The 24,376-nt window shown below is 66.5% G+C and carries 23 protein-coding genes; 11 read left to right on the top strand and 12 right to left on the bottom strand.

Translation table 11 applies throughout. The annotated features are described in order from the left end of the window. Positions 1-1,947 (bottom strand): S9 family peptidase, encoded by a 1,947-nt coding sequence (locus CEQ44_RS20865; protein ID WP_088182390.1) that lies wholly within the window; start codon positions 1,945-1,947, stop codon positions 1-3. A gap of 153 nt (positions 1,948-2,100) precedes the next feature. On the opposite strand from CEQ44_RS20865, the gene purH reads away from it, so the two are divergent. After that, positions 2,101-3,690, top strand: coding sequence for a bifunctional phosphoribosylaminoimidazolecarboxamide formyltransferase/IMP cyclohydrolase (purH, locus tag CEQ44_RS20870; RefSeq protein ID WP_088182391.1), 1,590 nt, complete (start codon positions 2,101-2,103; stop codon positions 3,688-3,690). Positions 3,691-3,757: 67 nt separating this feature from the next. Here the strand turns inward: purH and CEQ44_RS20875 are convergent, their stop codons facing one another. Then, complete coding sequence (locus CEQ44_RS20875) at positions 3,758-4,531, bottom strand: hypothetical protein (protein WP_088182392.1); 774 nt, start codon at positions 4,529-4,531, stop codon at positions 3,758-3,760. A 116-nt stretch (positions 4,532-4,647) separates the two neighbouring features. Between CEQ44_RS20875 and CEQ44_RS20880 the strand changes: the two genes are divergently transcribed. From CEQ44_RS20880 to CEQ44_RS20895, 4 genes are all read left to right on the top strand, one after another. Then, complete coding sequence (locus tag CEQ44_RS20880) at positions 4,648-4,980, top strand: UrcA family protein (RefSeq protein ID WP_088182393.1); 333 nt, start codon at positions 4,648-4,650, stop codon at positions 4,978-4,980. 183 nt (positions 4,981-5,163) lie between these two features. Continuing rightward, a complete protein-coding gene (locus CEQ44_RS20885; RefSeq protein WP_088182394.1) occupies positions 5,164-6,687 on the top strand; it encodes an NAD(P)/FAD-dependent oxidoreductase in 1,524 nt (507 codons plus the stop codon). A 5-nt stretch (positions 6,688-6,692) separates the two neighbouring features. Continuing rightward, on the top strand, positions 6,693-7,091 hold the full coding sequence (locus tag CEQ44_RS20890; RefSeq protein WP_088182395.1) for a GtrA family protein: 399 nt from the start codon (positions 6,693-6,695) through the stop codon (positions 7,089-7,091). Further along, on the top strand, positions 7,069-8,826 hold the full coding sequence (locus CEQ44_RS20895; RefSeq protein ID WP_088189867.1) for a hypothetical protein: 1,758 nt from the start codon (positions 7,069-7,071) through the stop codon (positions 8,824-8,826). The genes CEQ44_RS20890 and CEQ44_RS20895 overlap by 23 nt, the downstream gene beginning before the upstream one ends. On the opposite strand, the gene msrB is transcribed toward CEQ44_RS20895, so the two are convergent. The 3 genes from msrB to CEQ44_RS20910 are packed head-to-tail and all read right to left on the bottom strand — an operon-like array spanning position 8,813 to position 11,483. Next, positions 8,813-9,289 carry a peptide-methionine (R)-S-oxide reductase MsrB gene (gene msrB / locus CEQ44_RS20900; protein WP_088182396.1) on the bottom strand — a complete coding sequence of 159 codons (477 nt, stop codon included), beginning with the start codon at positions 9,287-9,289 and terminating at the stop codon, positions 8,813-8,815. The genes CEQ44_RS20895 and msrB overlap by 14 nt on opposite strands. 17 nt (positions 9,290-9,306) lie before the next feature. Then, positions 9,307-10,497, bottom strand: coding sequence for an ABC transporter permease (locus tag CEQ44_RS20905; RefSeq protein WP_088182397.1), 1,191 nt, complete (start codon positions 10,495-10,497; stop codon positions 9,307-9,309). Further along, positions 10,494-11,483, bottom strand: coding sequence for an ABC transporter ATP-binding protein (locus CEQ44_RS20910; RefSeq protein ID WP_088189876.1), 990 nt, complete (start codon positions 11,481-11,483; stop codon positions 10,494-10,496). The genes CEQ44_RS20905 and CEQ44_RS20910 overlap by 4 nt, the downstream gene beginning before the upstream one ends. A gap of 55 nt (positions 11,484-11,538) precedes the next feature. On the opposite strand from CEQ44_RS20910, the gene queG reads away from it, so the two are divergent. Then, positions 11,539-12,582: a tRNA epoxyqueuosine(34) reductase QueG gene (gene queG / locus CEQ44_RS20915; protein WP_373438216.1), complete on the top strand. Its 1,044-nt coding sequence runs from the start codon at positions 11,539-11,541 to the stop codon at positions 12,580-12,582. A gap of 66 nt (positions 12,583-12,648) precedes the next feature. Here the strand turns inward: queG and CEQ44_RS20920 are convergent, their stop codons facing one another. Together CEQ44_RS20920 and CEQ44_RS20925 are read right to left on the bottom strand one after the other, a co-directional pair. Further along, positions 12,649-13,017: a hypothetical protein gene (locus CEQ44_RS20920; RefSeq protein ID WP_088189869.1), complete on the bottom strand. Its 369-nt coding sequence runs from the start codon at positions 13,015-13,017 to the stop codon at positions 12,649-12,651. After that, positions 13,014-13,679, bottom strand: a complete 666-nt coding sequence (locus tag CEQ44_RS20925; RefSeq protein ID WP_088189870.1) for an EI24 domain-containing protein — start codon at positions 13,677-13,679, stop codon at positions 13,014-13,016. The genes CEQ44_RS20920 and CEQ44_RS20925 overlap by 4 nt, the downstream gene beginning before the upstream one ends. Positions 13,680-13,819: 140 nt before the next feature. On the opposite strand from CEQ44_RS20925, the gene CEQ44_RS20930 reads away from it, so the two are divergent. After that, positions 13,820-14,821, top strand: coding sequence for an adenosine kinase (locus CEQ44_RS20930; protein ID WP_088189871.1), 1,002 nt, complete (start codon positions 13,820-13,822; stop codon positions 14,819-14,821). Between the two features lie 51 nt (positions 14,822-14,872). On the opposite strand, the gene CEQ44_RS20935 is transcribed toward CEQ44_RS20930, so the two are convergent. The 3 genes from CEQ44_RS20935 to tsaD are packed head-to-tail and all read right to left on the bottom strand — an operon-like array spanning position 14,873 to position 18,458. Then, positions 14,873-16,390 carry a lipopolysaccharide biosynthesis protein gene (locus CEQ44_RS20935; protein ID WP_088189877.1) on the bottom strand — a complete coding sequence of 506 codons (1,518 nt, stop codon included), beginning with the start codon at positions 16,388-16,390 and terminating at the stop codon, positions 14,873-14,875. Between the two features lie 48 nt (positions 16,391-16,438). Continuing rightward, complete coding sequence (locus CEQ44_RS20940) at positions 16,439-17,410, bottom strand: NAD(P)H-dependent glycerol-3-phosphate dehydrogenase (protein ID WP_088185710.1); 972 nt, start codon at positions 17,408-17,410, stop codon at positions 16,439-16,441. Between the two features lie 13 nt (positions 17,411-17,423). Beyond that, positions 17,424-18,458 (bottom strand): tRNA (adenosine(37)-N6)-threonylcarbamoyltransferase complex transferase subunit TsaD, encoded by a 1,035-nt coding sequence (gene tsaD, locus CEQ44_RS20945; RefSeq protein ID WP_088189878.1) that lies wholly within the window; start codon positions 18,456-18,458, stop codon positions 17,424-17,426. Positions 18,459-18,502: 44 nt separating this feature from the next. Here tsaD and hemC point away from each other — a divergent pair, with 44 nt between their 5' ends. The 4 genes from hemC to CEQ44_RS20965 all read left to right on the top strand — a co-directional run bounded on the left by hemC (position 18,503) and on the right by CEQ44_RS20965 (position 21,892). Next, entirely contained in the window at positions 18,503-19,429 is a 927-nt protein-coding gene (hemC, locus tag CEQ44_RS20950) for a hydroxymethylbilane synthase (RefSeq protein WP_088189872.1), read from the top strand. Beyond that, the gene (locus CEQ44_RS20955; protein ID WP_088189873.1) at positions 19,426-20,097 is read left to right on the top strand and encodes a uroporphyrinogen-III synthase; all 672 of its coding nucleotides are present in this window, start codon (positions 19,426-19,428) and stop codon (positions 20,095-20,097) included. The genes hemC and CEQ44_RS20955 overlap by 4 nt, the downstream gene beginning before the upstream one ends. A gap of 8 nt (positions 20,098-20,105) precedes the next feature. Further along, a complete protein-coding gene (locus CEQ44_RS20960; protein WP_254913785.1) occupies positions 20,106-21,002 on the top strand; it encodes an MICOS complex subunit MIC60 in 897 nt (298 codons plus the stop codon). A gap of 140 nt (positions 21,003-21,142) precedes the next feature. Then, on the top strand, positions 21,143-21,892 hold the full coding sequence (locus tag CEQ44_RS20965) for a triacylglycerol lipase (protein WP_088189879.1): 750 nt from the start codon (positions 21,143-21,145) through the stop codon (positions 21,890-21,892). Between the two features lie 519 nt (positions 21,893-22,411). On the opposite strand, the gene CEQ44_RS20970 is transcribed toward CEQ44_RS20965, so the two are convergent. Together CEQ44_RS20970 and gltX are read right to left on the bottom strand one after the other, a co-directional pair. Next, the gene (locus CEQ44_RS20970; protein ID WP_088184898.1) at positions 22,412-22,795 is read right to left on the bottom strand and encodes a hypothetical protein; all 384 of its coding nucleotides are present in this window, start codon (positions 22,793-22,795) and stop codon (positions 22,412-22,414) included. A 128-nt stretch (positions 22,796-22,923) separates the two neighbouring features. After that, on the bottom strand, positions 22,924-24,252 hold the full coding sequence (gene gltX / locus CEQ44_RS20975; RefSeq protein WP_088184897.1) for a glutamate--tRNA ligase: 1,329 nt from the start codon (positions 24,250-24,252) through the stop codon (positions 22,924-22,926). Between the last annotated feature and the right edge of the window lie 124 nt (positions 24,253-24,376).

Below are 24,376 nucleotides of genomic sequence, written 5' to 3' on the forward strand. Positions count from 1 at the left end.
TCACTGCCCCGCTGCCGGCTTTAAATATTTGTCGAACCACGCCACCGTCCGCGTGAGCGAATCGAGCTGGTTCTCGCGCTTCTGAAAGCCATGGCCCTCGGCGGGGTAGAAAATGGTTTCGACGACATTCCCCTTGGCTTTCAATATGTCATGCACTTCCTGCGCCTGCCCGCGCGGCACGCGGATGTCGTTTTCGCCCTGGATCGTCAGCAGCGGGGCCTTGGCCGCGCGGATATAGGTGAGCGGCGAGGCGGCATCATAGACTTTGGGATCGCTCTCCGGCGTGCCGAGCAGCCCGCGCTGATAGGCTTTCAGTTCCTCGTCCTGGTCGCGATACATGGTGCGCCAGTTGATGATGCCGAACCATTGGACCGCGGCGGCGAACGCGTCGGGCGCGCGGCCGATTGCCATCAGCGTCATGAAGCCGCCATAGCTGCCGCCGAAGATGCCGACCCGCTTGGCATCGACATAGCCGCTCTTCACCAGAAAATCCTTGGCCGCGATCGTGTCCTTCAGGTCGCCGCCGCCCAGATCCTTGTAATTGCCGTCCTGGAACGCCTTGCCATAGCCGGTTGAGCCGCGGAAATTGGGCTGGATCACCACATAGCCGCGGCTGGCGAAGGCGGTGGCGTAGCGGCTGTAGCCGTCCTGCGCCTGACCGGTGGGGCCGCCATGGGGCAGGACGATCGCGGGATTGCCGCCGTCGCGTTTCAGGTTTGCAGGCATGGTGACGATCGCGCTGACCAGCGTGCCGTCGAAACTCTTGTACGTCACGACGGTCGATTTGGGCAGCACGTCGGGCTGGAGGCTGGCGATGGCAAGCTGGGTCGCGGGCCGCGACGCGCCGGTCGCCAGATCGTAGAGATAGAGGTTGGCCGGCGAATCCGCGCCCGAATGATTGACCATCAGCGTGCGGCCATCGGGCGATCGCGGTTCGCGGCCGACGGGATAATTGACGCCCGGCGGGATCGGCAGGGCGGTTTCCGCGCCGGTCGCCACGTCATAGGCGTAGAGCGTGCTGCGCGTATCGGCGTTGGTCGCGAAGATCAGCGTCTTGCCGTCGCGGGTGAAGAGGCTGGCGGTCTGCTCCCAGGGCGTGGGTTTCAGCCATTTCCAGCGCTTGGCGGCGACATCGTAGAGGCCAGCGTGAATCTGTCCCGTGCCGACATCGGTGTTGACCGCGATCCATTGGCCGTCGGCGGTCGCGTCCGCCGCGGCATAGACGGTGTCGGCCTTGGCGATCAGCCTGGTCGCCGCGCCGCTCGCGAGGTCGATCCGCCACACTTCGCCGACCTTGGAATCGATGCGGTCGCGATTGGCGATCAGCGCTTTGCCTCCGTCGATCCAGGCGATCGGCGTCCAGCCATATTGCGGGTCGGCCTCCTTGGTCAGCACGCGCACCGTCCCGCTGGCGTCCATCACCGCGACATTGGTCTGGCCCTGCGACTTGAGTTTGGTCGACAGCGCGACCAGCCCGCCGACCCGGCCAGGCAGCATCCCGCTCTCCCGCCGGTCGGGCGTGTTGGTGAGGTTCTCGACCGCGCCGCCATCCACCGACACCCGATAGATGTCGCTATATTCGTTGCCGCCGACATCCTGCTGGAAATAGAGATATTGGCCGTCCGCCGACGGGGTGAGGCCGGTCTGCGCGTCGTCGGACTGGGTCAGCTGCACCGGCCAGCTGCCCGCCGTGTCGGTCCGCCAGATATTAGTGCGGCCAGTGAGGTTGGTCGCGACGAAAATCTGCTTGCCATCGATGCTCCACGCCGCGCTGCCCAGCGTGCGCGACGCGCCGATATCCGCGACCGGCACGGCGCGCGCCTTGGGATTGACCGGCGATTGCAGGCTGGCGGGATCGGTGATGGGCCGGTCGGGGGTCGCGATCTGCGCCTCTGCCGGCAAGGCCAGAAGCAGCGGCAAGGCAGTGGCGACAAGCAGACGGCGCATAGGGACTCCCCCAATAGTCATGATGGCGGACACTATCGAAGCCGCGTTCCACGCCAAGCGGAATCGCGCTTTGCCCCTGTATTTTTGCGCTGCCGGGGCTTATGGGGCTGGCGCAAAGCCGTCCTGCCCTTCGCCTGTAGAAAGCCCCTGTCCATGACCGATGTTCCTATCAAGCGCGCCCTGTTGTCCGTGTCCGACAAGGCCGGCCTCATTGAACTGGGACGGGCATTGGGCCAGCATGGCGTGGAACTGGTGTCGACCGGCGGCACCGCCAAGGCGCTGCGTGAGGCGGGGCTGGAGGTGAAGGACATTTCCGACCTCACCGGCTTCCCGGAAATGATGGACGGCCGCGTGAAGACGCTGCACCCCAAGGTGCATGGCGGCCTGCTCGCGGTGCGGGGCAACCCGGAGCATGTCGCGTCGATGAACGAACATGCCATCGGCGCGATCGATCTGGTCGTCGTCAACCTCTACCCCTTCGCCGCCACAGTCGCCAAGGGCGCCGAGCGCGAAGAGATCATCGAGAATATCGACATTGGCGGCCCGTCGATGGTCCGTTCCGCCGCGAAGAATCATGAGAGCGTGGCGATTGTCACCGATCCGGCCGACTACGCCAGGCTGATCGCGGAAATGGCGGAGAAGGGCGGGGCGACCAGCTATGATTTCCGCCGGATGCTGGCCGCGAAAGCCTATGCCGCCACCGCCGCCTATGATTCGATGATCGCCAGCTGGTTCGCCTTCGCCGATCAGGGCGTGATGTTCCCGCAGACGCTGGCGGTGGCGAGCACGCTCTCCACCACGCTGCGCTACGGCGAAAACCCGCACCAGTCCGCCGCGCTCTACCTGCCCACCGGTCCGTCCGCCAAGGGCATCGCTCAGGCGCAACAGATCCAGGGCAAGGAACTGAGCTACAATAATTATAATGACGCCGACGCCGCGCTGGAACTGGTCAGCGAATTTCGCGACGGCCCGCCGACCGTCGTCATCGTCAAGCACGCCAACCCCTGCGGCGTCGCCACCGGCGAAACCCTGATCGAAGCCTATGAGGCTGCGCTCGCCTGCGACAGCGTATCGGCCTTCGGCGGCATCATCGCCGTCAACCGCCCGCTCGACGGCCCCACCGCCGAGGCGATCAGCGGTATCTTCACCGAAGTCGTCGCCGCGCCCAACGCGAATGACGAAGCTAGGGCGATCTTCGCCAAGAAGAAGAATCTCCGCCTGCTGCTGACCGGCGACCTGCCCGATCCCGCGCGGACCGGCCTCCAGATCAAGAGCATCGCGGGCGGCCTCCTGGTGCAAAGCCGCGACAATGGCCAGGTGACTCAGGACGCGCTCAAGCTCGTCACCAAGCGCGCACCGACCGATCAGGAGTTGAAGGACTGCCTGTTCGCCTGGACCGTCGCCAAGCATGTGAAGTCGAACGCCATCGTCTATGCCAAGGACGGCAGCACCGCGGGCGTCGGCGCGGGCCAGATGAACCGCCTCGAATCCGCCCGCATCGCCGCGTGGAAGGCGAAGGACGCCGCCGAAAAGGCCGGCTGGTCCACCCCGCGCACGATCGGTTCGGCGGTCGCCTCCGACGCCTTCTTCCCCTTCGCCGACGGCCTGCTGGCGGCGGTGGAGGCCGGCGCGACGGCGGTGATCCAGCCGGGCGGCTCTATCCGCGACGATGAAGTCATCGCCGCGGCGGACGAAGCCGGGCTGGCGATGGTCTTTACGGGCATGCGCCACTTCCGCCACTGATGGATTGTGTCAGCGCGGCCTTGCCCCGAGTGAGGTCGCGCAGGCATTATCCCCGGTACCCATGCCGTCAGGGCGCGCTCGGGTCGGCATTGCTGTGCCAGTCATAGGATTGCGGGAAGAAACCAGTCGGCCCATAAGCCAAGGCCAGTCGCTGGGCATCACGCGCAAGCTGTGACAGGGGATTGTCGGAAGGACTTTCTCCGGCATTCGCGGTCATCGAACCGATCTTGCCTTTGTAAAATTGCTCCAGTCCAACCCATGTGCCATCCAGCATGCCCGCTCTTCGCCCGCGCCAATCCTTCAGGCAGCGATTGAACGATTGCACGACATCGCGATAATCTTCTTCCGGCACGGAGAATGCGCGGCTTTCCGCCGGTCCCTGGCTGCCCCCATTTTCTGATGCACTGCGCCAAACACGCACGGCGATAATGCGGCATTTTCGTTTGACCTCGGCGTCATCGACGTCTCGGTCCCGCCACATCATCAGGCAATTGGCCGGCCGCGGCGTGAAATCCAGCACATAATCGTAGCGGCCGAAAGTAGGCGCGATCTGCAAGCGCATCGCGCCATCGTGCGTTAACGGTGGCAGCTTTAATTTGCCTCTTTCAATGACATAGCCGTCTTTGAGCGGCCCATCGGCATAGCCCCCCGTCCGCTCCGTCCCGCTCAGAATTTCCACCAGCCAGTCCGGCATCACATTATTGGAGCAGCCGCCGACCTGCGGGAGCACGAGCATGAGGGGCAAAAGGCGGTGCAGGCGCATGGCCTTTCCTCCCGCGAAGCGCGCAACACCGTCAAGCACCAATCCCTTCGCACCCGCAAAATCGCGGAAATCAGCCACTTTTTATCAAGTGGCCTCTTTTCATCAACGGCCTGTGCGCTTATTTAGAGCATGACCCTGTTTCCACGTCAGACGCGGGGCAGACAATCAGAACAATGTTCGACAGGAGATACAGGATGACCAAGAAAATGTGGGTGGCGATGGCCGCCGCCATGGCCCTTGCGCTTCCCGGCGTCGCGAGCGCCGGCAGCAACGACATGGATGTGATCGTGGACGGCCGCGCCGGCACCGAAACCCGCAGCCTCGCCGTGTCCGTGGCCGATCTCAACCTGGCCAGCACCAACGGCATGCGCCGCGCCGATTCGCGCGTGACCCGCGCCGCCAAGCAGGTCTGCGGCTTTGTGAACGGCTCCGTCCTGCCCGTGACCGACGATTATCGCAACTGCTTCGGCAGCGCGATCGACGGCGCGCGCAGCGACCTCAGCACGCTGGCCCAGCGCCAGAGCTGAAAACACGCCGCTTTCCCCGCACGAGGGGGAACTGCAGGGGGCCGTTCCATGCTGATGGAGCGGCCCTTTGTCATGCACGGGCCCCTTGCCGTCCGCTGTCATCCTTACCGGGCATTAACCACTCCTTAGAGGATTTCCTTCACTCCGGCAGGCACGAACGATCTTCCGGGGGAATAGCCTGCCATGCCGCGTATCGACCGACATGTGGATGTCGCCATCATCGGCGCTGGCCCGGCGGGCCTGACCGCCGCCTATCTGCTGACCAAGCAGGGGCTGAACGTCACGGTGATCGAAAAAGACCCGGTCTATGTCGGTGGCATCAGCCGCACGGTGGAACTGGACGGCTTCCGGTTCGACATTGGCGGGCACCGCTTCTTTTCCAAATCGCAGCAGGTCGTGGACCTGTGGAACGAGATTTTGCCCGACGATTTCATCCAGCGGCCGCGGATGAGCCGCATCTATTATGAGGGCAAATTCTACAGCTATCCGCTGCGCGCGTTCGAGGCGCTGTGGAACCTGGGCATCTGGCGCTCGACCCTGTGCATGGCCAGCTTCGCCAAGGCCAAGCTCTTCCCCAACCGCAACGTCCGCTCCTTCCAGGACTGGACCGTCAACGCCTTTGGCCACAAACTCTTCTCCATCTTTTTCAAGACCTACACCGAGAAGGTGTGGGGCATGCCCTGCGACGAAATGTCGGCGGACTGGGCGGCGCAGCGGATCAAGGGCCTGTCGCTCTGGGGCGCGGTGGTCGACGGGCTGAAACGCTCGCTCGGCCTCAACAAGCGTCCCAATGACGGCATGGCGACCAAAACGCTGCTGGAAACATTCCGCTATCCCCGCCTTGGCCCCGGCATGATGTGGGAAGCCGCGCGCGACCGGGTGGTCGAAGGCGGCAACCAGATACTGATGGCGCACAGCTTCAAGCGGCTGGAGGAAGATCAGGCGTCGGGCCGCTGGCGGCTGATCGCCGACGGGCCGGACGGCGATGTCGTGATCGACGCCGCCCATGTCATCTCGTCTGCGCCGATGCGCGAACTGGCAGGCCGCATCCACCCGCTGCCCGATACGCTGCCGCAGGCGATGGACCTGAAATATCGCGACTTTTTGACCGTGGCGCTGATGGTGAAGGGGGAGGATATTTTCCCCGACAACTGGATCTATATCCACGACAGCAAGGTGCAGGTCGGCCGCATACAGAATTTCCGCAGCTGGTCGCCCGAAATGGTGCCCGATCCTTCGCTCGCCTGCGTGGGCCTCGAATATTTCTGTTTCGAAGGCGACGGCCTCTGGTCGGCCGATGACGCCGATCTGATCGCGCTCGCCACCCGCGAAATGGCGCAACTGGGCCTCTGCAACCCGCACGATGTCGTGGGCGGCGCGGTGGTGCGGCAGGAAAAGGCTTATCCGGTCTATGACGACGACTATGCCGCCAATGTGCTGGCGATGCGCAGCGAACTGGAAGCGCGCTATCCGACGCTGCACATGGTCGGGCGCAACGGGATGCATCGCTATAATAACCAGGATCATGCGATGATGACGGCGATGCTGACCGTGCGCAACATCGTCGCGGGCGCGCGCATCCATGACGTGTGGAGCGTCAATGAGGACGCCGAATATCATGAAGCGGGCGATGAAGGCCAGGACGCCGACACGCAGGCCGCGCTCGCCAGCGTCCGTGCCGTGCCCTCGCGCTTGAAAGCCGCCTGAGCGCCATGGCGCAGCACATCGGCGCGCTTTTTGCGCGGCTGATGTTCGCCCGCTATCTGCTGGCGAGCGTCTGCGCGCTGTCGAGCGACTTCGCCACCTTCCTGATATTGGATCATGGCGGTGCCGCGCCGATGATCGCGGCGCTGGGCGGCTATCTGGTCGGCCTGGTCGTCCATTGGGTCATCAGCATCCGTTTCGTCTTCGACCTGGCGCATGGCCCGACCCATGCCCAGCGCATCGGCTTCGTGGTCAGCGCGGCCGTGGGCATGGGCATCACCATGGCGCTGGTCGGCGCGCTCAGCGCCATCGGCCTCGCCCCGCCGATCGCAAAGCTGCTGTCGGTCCCGGCCAGTTTCCTGACCGTCTATGCGATCCGCAAATATGGCATTTTCGGCAAGGCCTGATGCCCCGCGCACCGCGCTCTGGGCGCTGATCGCCTGGCTGCTGTGCAGCATGGCGATGCTCTGGCTGTTCCGGGGCGATTTTTCTACCCTCGCCTTTCGCGATCCCGACGATGCCATGCGCCTGGCGCAGGTGCGCGACTGGATCGGCGGGCAGGCATTTTGGGACGTCAGCCAGCATCGGGTGAACCCGCCAGTCGGCGGGCCGATGCACTGGTCGCGGATTGTGGACATGCCCATTGCGGCGCTGATCCTGCTGCTGGCGCCGATTATCGGTGCGGCGGGTGCGGAACTGGTCGCCTGTGCCCTCGTGCCGCTGCTGCTGCTCGGCGGGTTGACTGCGGCGCTGTTCGTCGCGGCGCGGCGGGTGGCGGGAAGCGGCATCGCCTTGCCCGGCGTCGCGCTGCTGCTGACCAGCCCCAGCATATTGGTGCAATATACCCCGCTGCGGATCGACCATCATGGCTGGCAGATCGCGCTGGCGACGCTGGCGCTGTGCGGCGCGCTCGACACGCGGCCGGCACGCGGCGGGATCGTCGCGGGACTGGCGCTGGCACTATGGCTCCAGATTTCGAGCGAAGCGCTGCCCTATGTCGCCCTCTTCGCCGCCGCCTTCGCGCTGCGCCACTGGATGGCGCGGGATCAGGCGCCCCGATTCGTCAGCTTTGTAGCGGTGCTAGGCGGGACCGCGCTGCTACTGCTGGCGCTGCTGCGCGGGCCGCAGGCGTTGGCAGACAGCCGGTGCGACGCCTTGTCCTACGTCTATCTCTGGCCGCTCGTCATTCTGGCCGTCACCACGGTGATCGCGGCGCGGCTGATCGGCACGACGACCGCTGCCCGTCGCCTTACCATCGCCGCGATCGGCGGTGGTGCGGGGCTGGCGACCTTCCTCGTCACCGGCGGGCCATGCCTGTCGGGCGATCCCTTCGCCGCGCTCGGCCCGATCGCCTACCGGCTCTGGTATCTGCAAGTGCTGGAAGGGCGGCCGATCTGGGAACAGAGCCTGTCGCTGCAAGGCGTGATCCTGCTGCCCGCGCTGCTGGGCCTGTATGCCAGCCTGATCGCGGCGCGTGGCGCTTCGGGCGAAGCGCGGATGCGCTGGCTAATGCTGGCGCTGCTGCTCGCCGGATCGACCATCATCGCGATGCTCGTCATGCGGGCGCTGTCGGTCGCCCATGTCTTCGCGCTGCCCGGCATCGCCTGGCTGGTCGCGCGGCTGTTCGCCAGGGTGCACGCGTCGCGCGCGGCGCTGGTGCGGGTGACCGGATCGGTCGCGCTGGTGCTGCTGACCCCGGCCGGCCTATGCGCTGCTTGGGTGGCAGTGGCGGCCAAGCCTGAGCCTGCCAAGGCGGCGAGCGCCAATTGCCGGGCCGCCAGCGTGTTGGCACCACTGAAGGCGTTGCCGCCCGCCACGCTCTTCGCCCCGCTCGACCTTGGCCCCGACATCCTCGTGCAGACCCGCCATAGCGTCATCGGCACCGCGCATCACCGCAATGCGGCGGGCATTACCGCCGTGATCGAGGGGTTCGTCGATGCGCCGGACAAGGCTCGCGCCGTCGTCGCGCAGACCAGCGCCACCTATGTCGTGACCTGCGACGGGCTGACCGAATATCGGCTGTACGGGCAGGAGAATAAGCAGGGGCTCGCCGCCATGCTGATGAAGCGATCGCCTCCCGACTGGCTGGAACCGGTGTCGACAAAAGCCCCGCTCCATATCTGGCGGATCAGGCGGGACTGAACTTCATCGCCACGCCGTTCATGCAATAGCGCTTGCCGGTGGGCTTTGGCCCATCGTCGAACACATGGCCCAGATGCCCGCCGCACCGCGCGCAATGGACTTCGGTGCGGGTATAGCCGAGCATACCGTCGCGGCTGGTGCCGACCGCCTTGGGCAACGGCGCGTAAAAGCTGGGCCAGCCGGTGCCGCTATCGAACTTGGTCTTGGAACTGAACAGCTTTTGATCGCAACCGGCGCAGGAAAAGATACCCGCGCGATGCTCGTCATTGAGCGGGCTGCTGCCGGGATATTCGGTTGCCTGCTGGCGCAGCACCTTATAGCCCCAGGGGCTGAGCCGCTTCTTCCACTCTGCGTCGCTCAGCGCAAAGGGATAGGCCGCCTGCGCCGGTTCGGGCGCGAACTGCCAAAAGGCCAGAGCCACCGCGCCAGTCGTGACGCCACCCAGGAAATGCCGTCTGTTCATATCCCTTCCTACCCTCGTCAGCCTGTCGCAGGCCTGAACAGCCGCTTCCACCAGCTTCCGCCCGACTGCATCACATGCCGCCGGAACAGCAGCACGCCGACCCGGATGATGAGCGCCACGAAGCTCGCCTGCCACACCAGCGCCACCAGATGCGGCCAGATCGCCCCGTCCTGCGCCGCGCGGGCGATCATGGCGAAGGGCGAGCTGAACGGGAAGATGCAGGCCGCCAGTTCCGCAGGCGACCCCATATGATCGACCGCATAGCTGGCGAAGAAGAAGATCAGCATCTGCCCCATGGTGATCGGCATGTTGAGCGTCTGCACTTCGCGCACCGTCGCCGCCTGCGCGCCGATCCCCAGGAACAGAGACCCCAGCAACGTATAGGCCATGGCGAAATAGAGCACCGCCAGCATCAGGAACAGCGGCCAACCCACCGCTGGCGTCGGCAGCGATCCGCCCCCGTCGTGCAGCGCGGCAAAGATGGCGAAGGCCGTCCCGCCCCAGAAAGCGATGCCGACGAAGCTCATCGCCAGCATTGCCATCAGCTTGCCCAGGAAAATCGCGTCGATCGGCACGGCGGCGGCCAATATCTCAATGATCTTGTTGGTCTTTTCCTCGACGAGGTTGGACAGGATCATCCCTGCGAGCAGGATGGTGAGGAAGAACATCACCACCTGCGCCACCCGCCCGATCAGCAGGCGCGCCTGCGCCTGCGCGCCCAGGCTGGTCGTCACTTCCTGCCGCTCCACCGTCACGAACTGGAGCGTGCGTTCGGCCAGCGCGGCGGTGGACAGCAGGCTGATGTCGCCCTGCAACTTGTCCAGATCTTCCGCCTTGCCGGTCAGCGCCGGACGCATAAGCGTGCCCGACAGGATCGCCACCACCTCCGAATCCGGGCGCGCCAATTGTATCCGCGGGCTGGGGGTCGATGCGACAGGGCGCAGTCGTGGCAGCGCCTGGTCGCCCATGCGCTGCGTCAGCCGGTCATGCGCTCGCTCCAGCGCGGCGGCATCGCGCGCGGACATCGCCACGCCCACCACCGGGCGCAGGTCCGTGCTGGATATCCTGTCGCCCAGGCCGCCAAAGGCAAAGCCGATCAGGATCGGCAGCAACGGCCCCAGCAGGAACAGGATGAAGGTGCGCGACAGCACGACCGCAGTGAAATCCCGCCGGGCGATGACCAGCGCGGCGCGGAGCAATTCCCTCATGCGTCCTCCTCCGGCGTCGGTTCAGCCTGCATCTGCTGCGCGGCCGCCGCCCCGGCGATCGCGACGAAGGCGTCGTGCAGGCCGGGCCGCTCGATCGACAGGCTCTCTATCCCCGCCTGCCCGTCCAGCAACGCGCGTAGCAGCGGCTCTATTCCTTCGTCGGGCAGGGCAAACAGCCAGGCACCATCCTGCGCCACCGTATCGGCCGGCAAGGCGCGCCGCCACGCGCCGTCGCTGACCCGCGTGCGCAGCCGCACCTGCGATCGCAACTGGTCGCGCGCCTCGCCCGGCGTCCCGTCGAACCGGATGCGCCCGCCCGCGACGATGGCGATCCGCTCGCACAAGCGTTCGGCATGGGCGATGACATGGGTGGAAAACAGCACGGTCACGCCTTGGCGCGCCTGCTCGCGGATCAGCGCCTCCAGTTTCTCCTGATTGATCGCGTCCAGCCCGGAAAACGGCTCGTCCAGTACGATCAGCCGGGGTTGGTGGATGATGGTGCCGAATAATTGCACCGTCTGGGCCATGCCCTTGGACAATTGCCGGATCGGCTTGTCGATCGACGCGCCCATGCCATGCCCCTCCAGCAAGGCCCGCGCGCGCACCCGCCCCTCTTTCAGCGGCAGGCCGCGCAGCGCCCCCATGAAGGCGATCGCCTCATACGCCTTCATCGACGGATAAAGCCCGCGTTCTTCGGGCAGATACCCCACCTGCCGCGCCATGCGCAGCGGCTGCGCCTCGCCCAGCAGCGTACGATGCCCCTCGTCCGGGTCGATAATGCCCAGCAGCGTGCGCAGCAACGTGGTCTTGCCCGCGCCATTGGGGCCTAGCACGCCATAGATGGTGCCTGCGGGCACGGCGATGTCGATCCCGTCGACCGCGCGAAAGCTGCCGAACGTCTTGACAAGCCCATACCCCTCGACGGCATAGGAGGCCGCCGGGACGGGCGCGGGCATGAAGGATGGAGCCGGGGTGTCGCCGATCATCCCGTCCTGATAGTCTGGACCCATGCCCGTGCCTATAGAAACCTTGGCCAAAACCTTGGAACAGCGCCTGAAAGCGGAAGCGGAACGGCTGGGCTTCGCCGCCTGCCGCATCGCGCCCGCCGATGTCGCGCCCGAAGCCGGCGAGCGGCTGCGCCAATGGCTGGACGCGGGCCATCATGGCGACATGCTGTGGATGGAGGAACGGGCGCAGCAGCGCGGATCGCCCAAAGGCTTATGGCCGGACGTGCGCAGCGTCATCATGCTGGGGATGAGCTATGCGCCGGGGCATGATCCGCTGGCGCTGGCAGACGTGGGCGACCGGGCGCGCTTCTCGGTCTATGCCCAGGGCAAGGATTATCATGACGTCGTCAAGAAGGCGTTGAAGGCGCTGGCCCGCTGGCTGGTGGAGCAACAGCCCGGCAGCCTCAAGGTATTCGTGGATACAGCCCCCGTGATGGAAAAGCCGCTGGCGCAGGGCGCTGGGCTTGGCTGGCAGGGCAAGCATAGCAACCTCGTCAGCCGCGACCATGGCAGCTGGCTGTTCCTGGGGGCGATCTATACCGAACTGGCGCTGGCGGCGGACGGGCCGGAACGCGACCATTGCGGCAGTTGCAGCGCATGCATGGCCGCCTGCCCCACCGACGCCTTCCCCTCGCCCTATGTGGTCGATGCGCGGCGCTGCATCTCCTATCTGACGATCGAACATAAGGGGCCGATCCCGCCGGATCTGCGCGCCGGGATCGGCAACCGCGTCTATGGCTGCGACGATTGCCTGGCGGTGTGTCCGTGGAACAAATTCGCTGACGCTGCCGCCGCGAACCGCGCCTTTGTCGGCCGCGCGGAACTGGCCGCGCCGCACATCGCCGACCTGCTCGATCTGGACGATGCCGGTTTCCGCGAAATCTTCTCCGGCTCCCCGATCAAGCGCATCGGCCGCAACCGCCTGGTCCGCAACGCCGCCATCGCCGCGGGCAACAGTGGCGATCCGCGGTTGCTGGCGCGGCTGGAGGCGCTGGTCGGCGATGACGACCCGGTGGTCGCGGAAGCGGCGCGTTGGGCGATCGGGCGGTTGTCGGGCGAAGATAGATCGGTTGGCTGAAGACCAGAAGCGCAACTCTTACGCGACGAGGGTGTGAACTTCGCGCCTGTGCCCCTGGGTGACCGGCTATTTCGCCTGCAAAGCGCTGGCGCAGGACAGCGGATCGACATCCGCGCCCGCCGGGCTGCGCGCATCAACATGGGTGACGACCGGCTCCTTGCCCCGCGCAGGCGCGTAAAGATAGGCGTCCAGCACGCAGCGTCCATTGCCGAACTGCAATTTGCGCACCGTGGTTTCGCGAATGTCGAGCCGGGGCTGGCCGAACATCCGGGTCAGCGCACCCGCGTCCGATCCCATCAGCGGCCCCTGCTTCATGAAGGCGCTGGCCGGGGGACCGGCTGGCGGCGGCGTATAGCCGGTCTGAGGCACGACGCCGCCACCGCAGGCGGCCAGCGGCGCGAACAGCGCCACGGTCAGAAACGGCGGGAACTTCATGCGGATGTCTTTCGCCCAAGCAACATGTGCACGGCCATAGCCGCGCTCCAGATCGGCGCAAGCAGGTTGACCAGCGGGATGAGGAACATAACCGCCGAAACGAGCCCCAAAAGCCACCGGCTGCCGCGCGAGAGCGGCGGGAGGGCGGGATGACGCGGCTCCACCATGTCGGCCATGTCGCGGCCCAGCAGATAGGCGTTCAAGATCAGGAACAGCCCGATCGTACCCACGCCCGTCACCAGGAGCAGGATGTAAGCGGGCAGCGCCAGCAGGTTCCAGCCCAGCGTGCGCGTGATCGAAGCTAAGGCGAAACGCAGGCTGCGCGCCCAGCCGACCGGGCTGGCGGCCAGCGCGGCCTGCGGATAATATTCCCGCTCCACCGCTTCGATGATGTCGTCGGCGAACAGGCCCATCACCGCCATCGCGACCGCGCGGAACAGCAGCCAGCCCGCGCCGACCAGCAGCAGCGCGGTGGCGGTCGCTTCAGCGACACCGCCCCCGCCCCAGCCGAAATGCAACCGCAGCGCATGGAAACCGGCCCACAATGCGGCGGCCAGTCCGGCAAAGATGAGAAGCGTCAAAATCAGCGTCTTGAACAGCAGGCGCAGCGCCGCGCCGTGGAAGATGGAAGGAAAGGCGCGCAGGGCGGCGGTCAGGACCATGGCCCTGCTATCCTCCCGACCGGCGCCCGCGTCAATCAGCGCCGTTGCGCGCGCGGCCGCGGGCCGATAGAGACGCCGATAGACAGGGCGCGATTATGCGCCATTCCCCTCCCTTCCCCTTCATTGCATAAGGATATTGCGTGACCGCTTCCGACCCCACGCTTGATGTCGTCGCGATCGGCAACGCCATCGTCGACGTTCTGGCCCGCAGCGACGATGGCTTCCTGGCCGAACATGCGCTGACCAAGGGCGGGATGCAGCTGATCGACGCCGCCATGGCCGAAAACCTCTATGCCGACATGCCGCAGGCCAAGGAGATCAGCGGGGGCTCTGCCGCCAACACGCTGGCGGGGCTGGCTGCGCTGGGTAAAAAATGCGGCTTCATCGGCCAGGTGAACGACGACCAGCTAGGCGCGGTCTTCGCTCATGACGTCCATGCTCTGGGCATCCGTTTCGACACGCCAGTCATGCACGGCGAAGTCCCCACCGCCCGCTGCCTGATCCTGGTGACGCCGGACGCGCAGCGCACCATGAACACCTTTTTGGGCGCGTCGCAGTTCTTGCCGGAAAGCGCGGTCGATTTCGAGCTGATCCGGTCGGCCAGGATTCTGTATCTCGAAGGCTATCTCTGGGACCCGGAGCAGCCGCGTGCGGCGATGCGGGCGGCGATCGACGCGGCGCGCGGCGCGGGCCGCAAGGTCGCCTTCACCCTATCGGACAATTTCGTGATCGACCGCCATCGCGCCGACTTCATCGACCTGATCGACAATGGCCAGATCGACATCTTGTTTTCCAATGAGGGCGAGATTCAGTCGCTGGCGCAGGTCGATGATTTCGATGCGGCGCTGGCCCGCTTCGCCGACAAGGTGCCGGTGCTGGTGTCAACCCGCAGCGAAAAGGGCGCCGTGGCGATCGTCGATGGCGTGCGCCATGAGGCCCCGGCCGCGGCGGTCGCGCAGATCGTCGATACGACCGGCGCGGGCGACCTGTTCGCCGCCGGCTTCCTCGCCGCCCATCTCGACGGCCGCAGCGTCGAGGATGCACTGGCGCTGGGCGCAGCCGCTGCGGCCGAGGTGATCTCCCACTGGGGCGCGCGGCCCGAAGAGGATCTGGGCGTCATCCGCGACGCGCTGTTCGCCTGACAAGACGAAGGCCCGCCTCTCCAGTGAGAAGCGGGCCTTTCTATCGGGTCACTACGCCTTCTGCTTGCGGAACAAGGCGCGGTCTTCCGACCCGAAGCCCCAGCGCCAGATGACGACGCCATAGACGCCCAGGATCGTCCAGACGCCGAACACCAGTTCGACCCATTCCAGTCTGGGCGGCAGGGCGACGAAACCGGCGCCAACGATACAGGCGATGCCCGCCGCACTCAGCAATGGCCAGCGCCACGCATTGATCGGCGCGCCCAGCAGGCGCGACAGCAAGCGCGCCTTGATGAACGCGCCGACACCCAGCGCCAGGCACAAAGCGAGCGCAGGCGCGGCGGCGATCCACATGACCGGCATCCCCAGCCGTCGCGCCGTCAGAATGAGGACGAAGCTGAAACCGGCCTGCAAGCCGATCATGACGAGCGAGATCATAAGGTTGCGGTGGCGGGCGATATAGACCAGCGCCGATTCGCTGACGACGGCGGTCGCCGCCACCACTTCGGCCAGCAGCAGGAAGGCGAGCGCGCCCGTGCCGCCGACGAAATGCGGCCCCACCAGGCCCATCACCGCTTCACCGGGAATACCGAGCGCCAGCGCGATGCCCGCCTGCGCCGCGATGATCCAGAAACCGACCTGGCTGACCTGCTTGGCGATGGCGGCCAGGTTGTTTTCCGCCAGATTGCGGGTGATGACCGGACCCAATATGGGATCGAAGCTGGTCTTGAGCTTTTGCGGCAACGACGCGACCTGCTGCGCGACATAATAGATGCCGATCACCGCCGGGCTGACGAACAGGCCCAATATCGCCATGTCCAGCCGGCGCGAGCCCCATTCAACCCCGTCCGCCGCCGCGAGCGGCAGGTTGCGCCGGGCCAGTCGCCACAGCCGCCCACCATCGGGACGCCAGCCCCGCGGCAGGCCATAATGGCGCGCCAAGGGGATGAGCGACGCGACCAGTGCCGCGATCATCGACAGGGCATAGGAGAGGATCAGGCCGTCGCGGGTCGAATAAAAGGCGAAGGCGAAGGCGCCGATGCTGATCGTCCAGGGTTCGATGATCGAGCGCGCCCGCACGGTCGCGCCAACGTCGAAGCGGTAGGCGCAGGCGGCCAGCGCCACGTCCGATCCCGCCACCGCAATCACCACCAGCGCCAGCAGCCGGTCAAGGCCGTTGATGGCGCTGTTGGGGAACATGGCCTGCGGGAAAACGACCAACAGGCCTGCGCCGACCAGCGCCGCAATCAGGGTCACGACCATGGCGTCGGTCACGACATGGGCATGGGGCCGTTCGGTCTGGCTGAGCGCGCCGGCCAGCCCGCGTTTCAGGCCCAGCGTGGCGAGTTGCGCCACAAACTCCACCACCAGCACGGCATAGGCGAAGCGGCCCAGCGCATCCGCGCCATACCAGCGCCCGGCAATGAACAGAAAGGGCAGGCGCGCGGCAAGCCGCAGCAGGAAGCCGAATATGTTGGTCCGCCCGCCCTTGGCCAGGGCGGCGATGTCATCCTCATCCTTCGATATGGATGGCTGCGTCGCCAACGACCCCTGATCCCCCTGCGTCATCATGTTTCTTTATCTGCTCTAGACGCAATGCGGCGGCGGCGCGACGGGTTATTCGGGCCGCAACGGGCGCGCGAGCAGCGCGTCGATCACGGCGCCGAGCGGCGCAGCGTCGGTCAGCAATGCGCACACCGCCTCCACCACCGGCATTTCCACGCCCGCAGCGCGCGCGGCATCGCGCAGCACCGGCGCGGTGAACGCCCCTTCCGCCACGGTGCGGCGGTTGGCGAGCAAGTCGGCGGCGCTCGCGCCTTCGCCCAGCCCCTTGCCGAGCGAGAAGTTGCGCGAATTGGTGGAGGAGCAGGTGAGGACGAGATCGCCCAGCCCCGAAAGCCCGCCTAGCGTTTCAGGCCGCGCGCCGCGCGCCAGGCCGAAGCGGGTCATTTCGGCAAAACCGCGGCTGATGAGCGCGGCGCGGGCGTTGAGGCCAAGCCCCGCCCCTTCCGCGACCCCGCAGGCGATGGCGAGCACATTCTTGACCGCGCCGCCAATCTCCGCGCCGATGACGTCGTCGGACAGATAGGGACGGAAGGACGGGCGGGCGATGCGAGCGGCGAGGCGCTGGCCCAGCGCCCGGTCTTCGCAGGCGAGGGTGATGGCGGTCGGCAGGCCCCTGGCCACTTCATGGGCGAAGGTCGGGCCAGACAGGACGGCGATGGGCGAGGTCGGCTGCGCGGCGCGCGCGACTTCCGACATCAAAAGGCTGGTGCCCGCCTCGATCCCCTTGGAGCAGAGGACCAGCGGCACGCCTGCGGGCGCCTGGGCCACGACGCTGCGCAGATGCTGGGCGGGGCTGACGACCAGCAACAGGTCGCATGTCCCAAGGTCCGCCATCGCACCAGTCGCCCGGATCGAGGCGGAAAGCGGGATGCCGGACAGGTAGAGCGGATTTTCCTGACGCGCATTGATCGCGTCGATCACGTCCGGCTCCAGCGCCCAGAGCGCCACATCCTGGCCGTCGCTCGCCAGCAATTGCGCCAGGGCCGTGCCCCATGCGCCTGCGCCGATGACTCCTGCCTTCATGCTTTGACGCCCTTCATGCTTTCACTCCGGCGCCGCGCGCCTTTTCCGCCGCCGGGTCGAGCGGCCAGCGCGGCCGGGCGGGGAAGGTGAGATCGTCGATCAGGCCGACCGCAAAGCGCTCCGCACCGGCCCAGGCGATCATCGCCGCATTGTCGGTGCAGAGCCAGAGCGGCGGCGCGACGAAGGGCAGGCCATGATCGGCGGCCAGCGATTCGAGCGCGGCGCGGACGGCATTGTTGGCGGCGACCCCGCCCGCCACGACCAGCGCGGTGACGCCCTCGCTCCGCCCCAACGCACGGCGGGTGCGGTCGACCAGGCAGTCGATCACCGCCTGCTGGAAGCTCGCGGCGATATCCTGCGTCCTATGCTGGCCCGACTGGACCGCGCGCATCACCGCGCTCTTGAGGCCCGCGAAGGAGAAATGCGGTTCATCGGTGTGAATCAACGGCCGCGGCAGCGGCACGCTCTTAGGATCACCCAGCGCGGCCGCCTTTTCCACCTGCGGGCCGCCGGGATAGCCCAATCCCAGCAGCTTGGCGGTCTTGTCGAACGCTTCGCCTGCCGCATCGTCAATGGTGGTGGCGAGGCGGACATAGGCGCCCGGCCCCTTCACATGGAGCAGCTGGCAATGGCCGCCCGACACCAGCAGCAGCAGATAGGGAAATTGCAGCGTCGGATCGGCGAGGCGCGGCGAGAGCGCATGGCCCTCCAGATGATTGACCGCAATCAGCGGCTTGCCCGCCGCATGAGCCAGCGCCTTGCCGGTGACGAGGCCGACCATGACCCCGCCGATCAGGCCCGGCCCGGCGGTGGCGGCGATAACGTCCACGTCGGCCAGCGTCATCTTCGCGTCAGCCAGGGCCTCTGCAACCAGGGGGGTGAGCATTTCGACATGCGCGCGGGCGGCGATTTCCGGCACCACGCCGCCATAGGGGCGGTGCGCCTCTTCCTGCGTGGCGAGGCGATGCGCGAGAATACGGCCGTCAGCGCTTACCAGCGCCGCTGCGGTCTCATCGCAGCTCGATTCCAGGCCCAGAATGATTGTCATTGCCGCTTCCATCTAATGGCCGTGGTCATTAGAGCAAGCCGCATATGCTTTTGCCCGAAAGACCGTTGCGCCTCGGCACCAGAGGTTCGCCCCTGGCGCTCGCCCAGGCCCGCATGACCGCCCGCGCCCTGTGCGCCGTCCATGGCTGGCCCGACGATGCCGTGACGATCGTCACCGTCCAGACGAGCGGCGACCGGATACAGGACCGGGCGCTGGCCGACATCGGCGGCAAGGCGCTGTGGACCAAGGAATTGGACCGGGCGCTGGTCGAGGGCGCGATCGATTTTGCGGTCCACAGCATGAAGGATGTGGAGACGCTGCGGCCCGACGCCTTCCGTATCGCCGCGATGCTGCCACGCGCCGATGTGCGCGACCGGCTGGTGGGGGCCGATGATTTCGCCGCCCTGCCCGCCAATCCGATCGTTGGCACCAGCTCGCCGCGCCGCGCCGCGCAGGTCAAGCGACTGCGCCCCGATGCCACCATCACCCTGTTCCGCGGCAATGTCGCGACGCGGCTGGCCAAGCTGGCGACGGGCGAAGTCCATGCCACGCTGCTGGCGGCGGCCGGGCTGGACCGGCTGGACCAGCAGGATGTCGGCGCGACCATCGCGATCGACGTCATGCTGCCCGCGCCCTCGCAAGGCGCGGTGGGGATAGAGACGCTGGCCGACAATGACGCCATGGTCGCGGCGCTAAGTGCGATCAACGACCGCGACACCTGTGACGCGGTGATGGCCGAGCGCGGGGTGCTCAAGGGATTGGGCGGCACCTGCCATTCGCCGATCGCCGCGCTGGCGCGAGTTGACGGCGAAAGCCTGCACCTGATCGCGGAGATCATCAGCCCGGACGGGCAGGAAACGGTGCGCGAAGAAACGCGGCTGGCGCGCGGCGACGACGCGGCGGCGCAGGCGGTGGGCCATGCGCTGCTGGGACGGGCCAGCCCGGCGCTGCGGTCGCTGTTCGAGGCGTGAGCCGCGTCCTCATCCTGCGCCCCGAACCGGCGGCGGGCAGGACGGCGGCGAAGGCGGCCACGCTGGGCCTGGACGCGCGGGTGCATCCGCTCTTCGCCCCGCAGCCGGTAGAGTGGACGCCGCCCGAACCGGCGGATTTCGACGCCCTGCTGCTGACCAGCGCCCATGGCGTGCGGCTGGCTGGGCCGGGGCTGGCCACTTATTATGGTCTGCCGACCTATGCCGTGGGCGCATTCACGGCGCAGGCGCTGCGCGACGCGGGCTTTGCCGATGTCGTGGCGGGCTTCGGCGACGGCAGTGCGATTGCAGCGCGGATCGCGGCGGACGGTCATCGACGGCTGCTGCATCTGGGCGGCACCACCGTCGCGCCGATGGCGGCGGATGGAATCGATGTGACGCGGATCGCGGTATATAGCATGGTCGGCTTGCCGCCGGACCCGGCCCTGATCGCCGATGCCGCGCCCGGATCGGTGGTGCTCGTGCATTCGCCCCGTGCGGGCGAAAGACTGGCGGCGCAGATTGATCTGGAGGCGCGCGCATCGCTGCATATCGTCGCGATCAGCCCGGCGGCGCTCGCCGCGTGCGGGGCGGGCTGGGCAAGCGGGCAGGCTCCTGCCCGGCCGGTCGATGACGATATGCTGGCCCTCGCCGCGCGATTGTGCGAATGACGGGCATAATGACAGACGAAAGGGCCGCAATGATCGACGAGGATGGGGTTGGCAAAGCGACCGTGACACCACCGCGCCGACGCACGATCCTGCCGCTCCTGATCCTGATCCTGCTCGGCTTTGCACTGGGCGTCGCACTGACCGTCTGGGCCTGGCCCCAGATCCAGCGCCGCTGGGGCGATGCGCAACCGCAGCCGACCGTCCCCGCTCAACCGCAGGGGCTGATTACCGGGACCGGAGCGAGCGCCACCGTCCGGCCGCTGACCGCCGATGCGGCGCAGATGCTCGATACGCGCGTCCTTCAGCTAGAAGCGCGGCTGAACCGCATCACCGTGGAGGCGCAGGCCGCGTCGGGCAATGCCGCCCGCGCCGAAGGGCTGCTGGTCGCCTTCGCCGCGCGCCGCGCGCTCGATAGCGGGACGCCGCTCGGCTATATCGAGGGGCAGTTGCGGTTGCGCTTCGGCCAGGCCCAGCCGCGCGCCGTCGCCGCCGTCATCAATGCGGCGCGCGAGCCGATCACGCTGGCTGACCTGCGCGGCGGGCTGGCGGAGGCCGCCGACCGGGTGGTGACGCCGCCGGTCGCATCGGGCTGGTGGGATGCACTGGAGCATGAGGCGCGCGAACTCGTCACCATCCGCAAGGCATCGACCCCCTCGCCCCGGCCGCAGGCGGCGATGGACCGGGCGATGCGCTATATGGACGGCGGCCGGGTGAGCGCCGCGCTGGGCGAAGTGGAACGGTTGCCGGGCAAGGCGGCGGCGGACCGCTGGATGCAATATGCCCGCCGCTATCTGGAGGCGCGGCGCGCGCTGGACCTGATCGAAACGGCGGCGATCCTGGAACCGCGCCAGTTGCGCGGCACCGAAGGCGCGGCCGTGAACCAGACGTCGCCGCTCGCGCCTTAATCTCCCGATCCGAACCGGCGTCACAAACGACCAACCGTTGATCGCATGCGGCGAAACTGATGGACGCGTGCTGCGTTGTCACGATAATGTCATCGTTTCCCGTCGCGCAACCTGGGGCGGGGTTCAAGGATATCATCGTCGTGCCGCCTTACGCTCAAACTGTCAGCAGTTTCTGGAAAGACCGCCTTGCGCCCGGCCCGCGCGCGGCGCAGCTTCCGCCTTTGCAACAGCTGCTGGGCAATCTGAGCGTCCCTTTCGACCTTGGCCGGACCCGTGCGCAGGCCGCGCTGCTCGCCAGCCAGATGCAGGGGGACGGGCGGTCGGTGCTGCTGATCCCCGGCCTGATGGCGTCGGAACAGCGAATGGGCTGGCTGCGCGACATATTGACCGCCGCCGGTTATAACGCGCATGACTGGGGCATGGGCCGCAATTTCGGGCCGAAGCCTGATAGCCTGGACAAGATCGACCGGCGCGTGGACGCAATCCGCAAGGAGACCGGGGCACCGGTGACGCTGGTCGGATGGAGCCTGGGCGGCTTGTATGCGCGCGAATATGCGAAATTTGCGACGCATAAGGTGGGTGGCGTGGTGACGATGGGCACGCCCTTTTCCGGCGACCCGCGCGCCAACCATGCCTGGCGGCTGTACCAGCTGGTGTCGGGCTTTCCGGTCGATCGGCCGCCCTTTCCCTGCACCCGCGAAGCCAAGCCGCCGGTGCCGACCGTGGCGCTGTGGTCGCAGCGCGACGGCGTGATCCTGCCCGAATGCGCCAAGGGCCGCGCGGGCGAGCGCGACAAGGCGATCGAGGTGGACTGCACCCATATGGGCTTTGCCGCCTCGCCGGAAGGGATCGCGGCGGTGGGTAAGGCGCTGGAGGCGATCGCCGCCTGAGTTGGTCCTGCAGCGCGATTCGGGTGCGATGAAGCGACCGACAGGGTCACGGGCCTGAAGTTCACACCATCGTTGGCATCGCGTTTCTGCGCTTTTTCGCGGCAATAGCGCCGGGCCGCGACCCGGCCAAGTATCGCTGCCGCCCCGGCCACGCGCGGGTCGGGTCACATCCACGCGCCAGTAGGGTAACGGGAACGCGCCATGTGGGTCACAGGCTGGCGGCAGGGCTGGGGCGATCGGCAGGGTGGAACGGGTGCAGAGGGCATGTGGGTCCATCAACAAGGATAGATCAGAGGAAATCCTACATTGGAAGAGGAATAGGAGAGGCGGCCGCGGTGGTGACCAACCGGCGAGTGAGACGGTTGTTCTTTTCTTCTCTGCGTTCTCTGCGCCTTTGCGCGATTAAATTTTCTCGCGCAAAGGCGCAGAGAACGCAGAAGAATAAGAACTATCGGCTCATCTCTGGATGGCGAGAAAGGGTGGGAAGGCGACTGTCGGGTCGTGAGCATTGCGCGATGATTAGCTGACATCCCCGTGCAATGTGGCTGGCGCGGCATTGATTGCAAAAGCGGCCCCCTCAAACTCTATTGCAGACGTATCCTCACCGCCTATGGAATAGCCCTCCAAAAGGCTCATTCGCCCATGCTTAAAGAACAGTAGCATACCAAGCCCGTATTCCATGCCATCGACGCTCGCATATACGTTCAGCCCCAGAGGGCTGGATACGATCGCGGCAGGTGCGAGCGACGACACCGATATCGTCGTGAAGAAGCCGCCACCGGTATTTTCTCGCTTCTCAACCTTCGCAGATTGAAGCTGCTCGCTCAACGGACCGAAATAATCCGGCTTTTCGGCCACGATTGCCTCTATGGCCGCGCGCTCTAATTCTGTCAGTTGCGTCATGGATCATGATTATTCCACTCACCGGTAGTGTCCGCAACTAGGCACCGGATTTCAACGGATGAGCGGCAAAGAATGGTCGTTTCCTGTCATTCATCGACAGGCAGACGAGCAATTCGTCGTGCCCGCCCTCAGGATTGCAGGCGCGTTAAGGCCTTTTCCCGGCCTATCAGCGGCAGAAGCTGCCCCATGTCGGGACCGTGATCGAGGCCCGTCAGCGCGCGGCGCAGGGGGAGGAAGAGGGTCTTGCCCTTGCGGCCGGTTTCGTCCTTCAGCGCGCCCGTCAGCGTGCGCCAGATGTCGGCGTCGAAGGGGGCCTCCAACAGGATACGGTGCGCGATGGCGAGAAAATCTCGGTCTTCTTCCGCCGCTGCCGGTGCGTCAATCGGTCCGGTGACGATGCGCCACCAGTCGGCGGCACCCGCGACCGTTTCCAGATTGGGGCGGATCGCGTCCCAGGCGGCGGCGTCCATGCCGTCCGGCAGGCGATCGGCTACGGCTTCGAAAGGCAGGAGATGGACGATCTTCTGGTTGAGTGTCGCCAGTTCCGCTTCATCGAAGCGGGCGGGGGCGCGGCCGAAATGGGCGAAGTCGAAGCTGTCGATCAGCGGCTGGATATCCGCGAACGGCTCGACGGGCTGCGAACTGCCCAGGCGCGCGAGCAGCGAGGCGATGGCAGCCGCTTCCAGGCCGATCTCACGGAAATGGGCGACGCCGAGCGACCCCAAACGCTTGGACAGTTTGCCTTCGCTGCCGGTCAGCAGCGCTTCATGCGCAAAGGCGGGGAGCGGTGCGCCCAAGGCCGTGAACATCTGAATCTGGGTCGCGGTGTTGGAGACATGATCCTCGCCGCGCAGGACATGGGTGATGCCCATAGCGACGTCATCGATGACCGAGGGCAGCATGTAGAGCCAGGAGCCGTCGGCGCGGCGGATGACGGGATCGGACAGGAGTTTGGGGTCGAAGCGCTGGTCGCCGCGGATGAGGTCGGTCCAGGCGATCGGCTGGTCATGGTCGAGCTTGAAACGCCAATGGGGGGTGCGGCCTTCGGCTTCATGAGCCGCGATCTGGTCCGGGGTCAGCGACAGGGCGGCGCGGTCATAGACCGGGGGCAGGCCGCGGCCGAGCAGGATTTTGCGGCGCAGGTCAAGTTCCTGGGCGGTTTCATAGGCGGGATAGACATGGCCGGACGCCTTGAGCGCTTCGAACCGCGCTTCGTAGAGGGCGAATCGGTCGGACTGTTTCTCTTCGCCGTCCCAGTGGAGGCCGAGCCATTGCAGGTCAGCCTTGATCGAGTCCGCATATTCGGGACGCGAGCGTTCGAGGTCGGTATCGTCCAGGCGCAGGAGGAATTGGCCGCCCGATTTGCGCGCCCACAGCCAGTTGTGGAGCGCAGCGCGGATATTGCCGACATGGAGGTGGCCGGTCGGCGACGGGGCGAAGCGGGTGATGACGGTCATAGTTGGTCCTAAACCCGTTCGTGCTGAGTAGGAGCTGCGCCTATCGAAGCCCCGTTTATCGAAGCATCCTTCGATACGCCATTTCGACAAGCTCAATGGCTACTCAGGACGAACGGACTTTTGC

This window comes from Sphingobium sp. Z007 (assembly GCF_900013425.1).
In the GTDB taxonomy this organism is placed as follows: Bacteria; Pseudomonadota; Alphaproteobacteria; order Sphingomonadales; family Sphingomonadaceae; genus Sphingobium.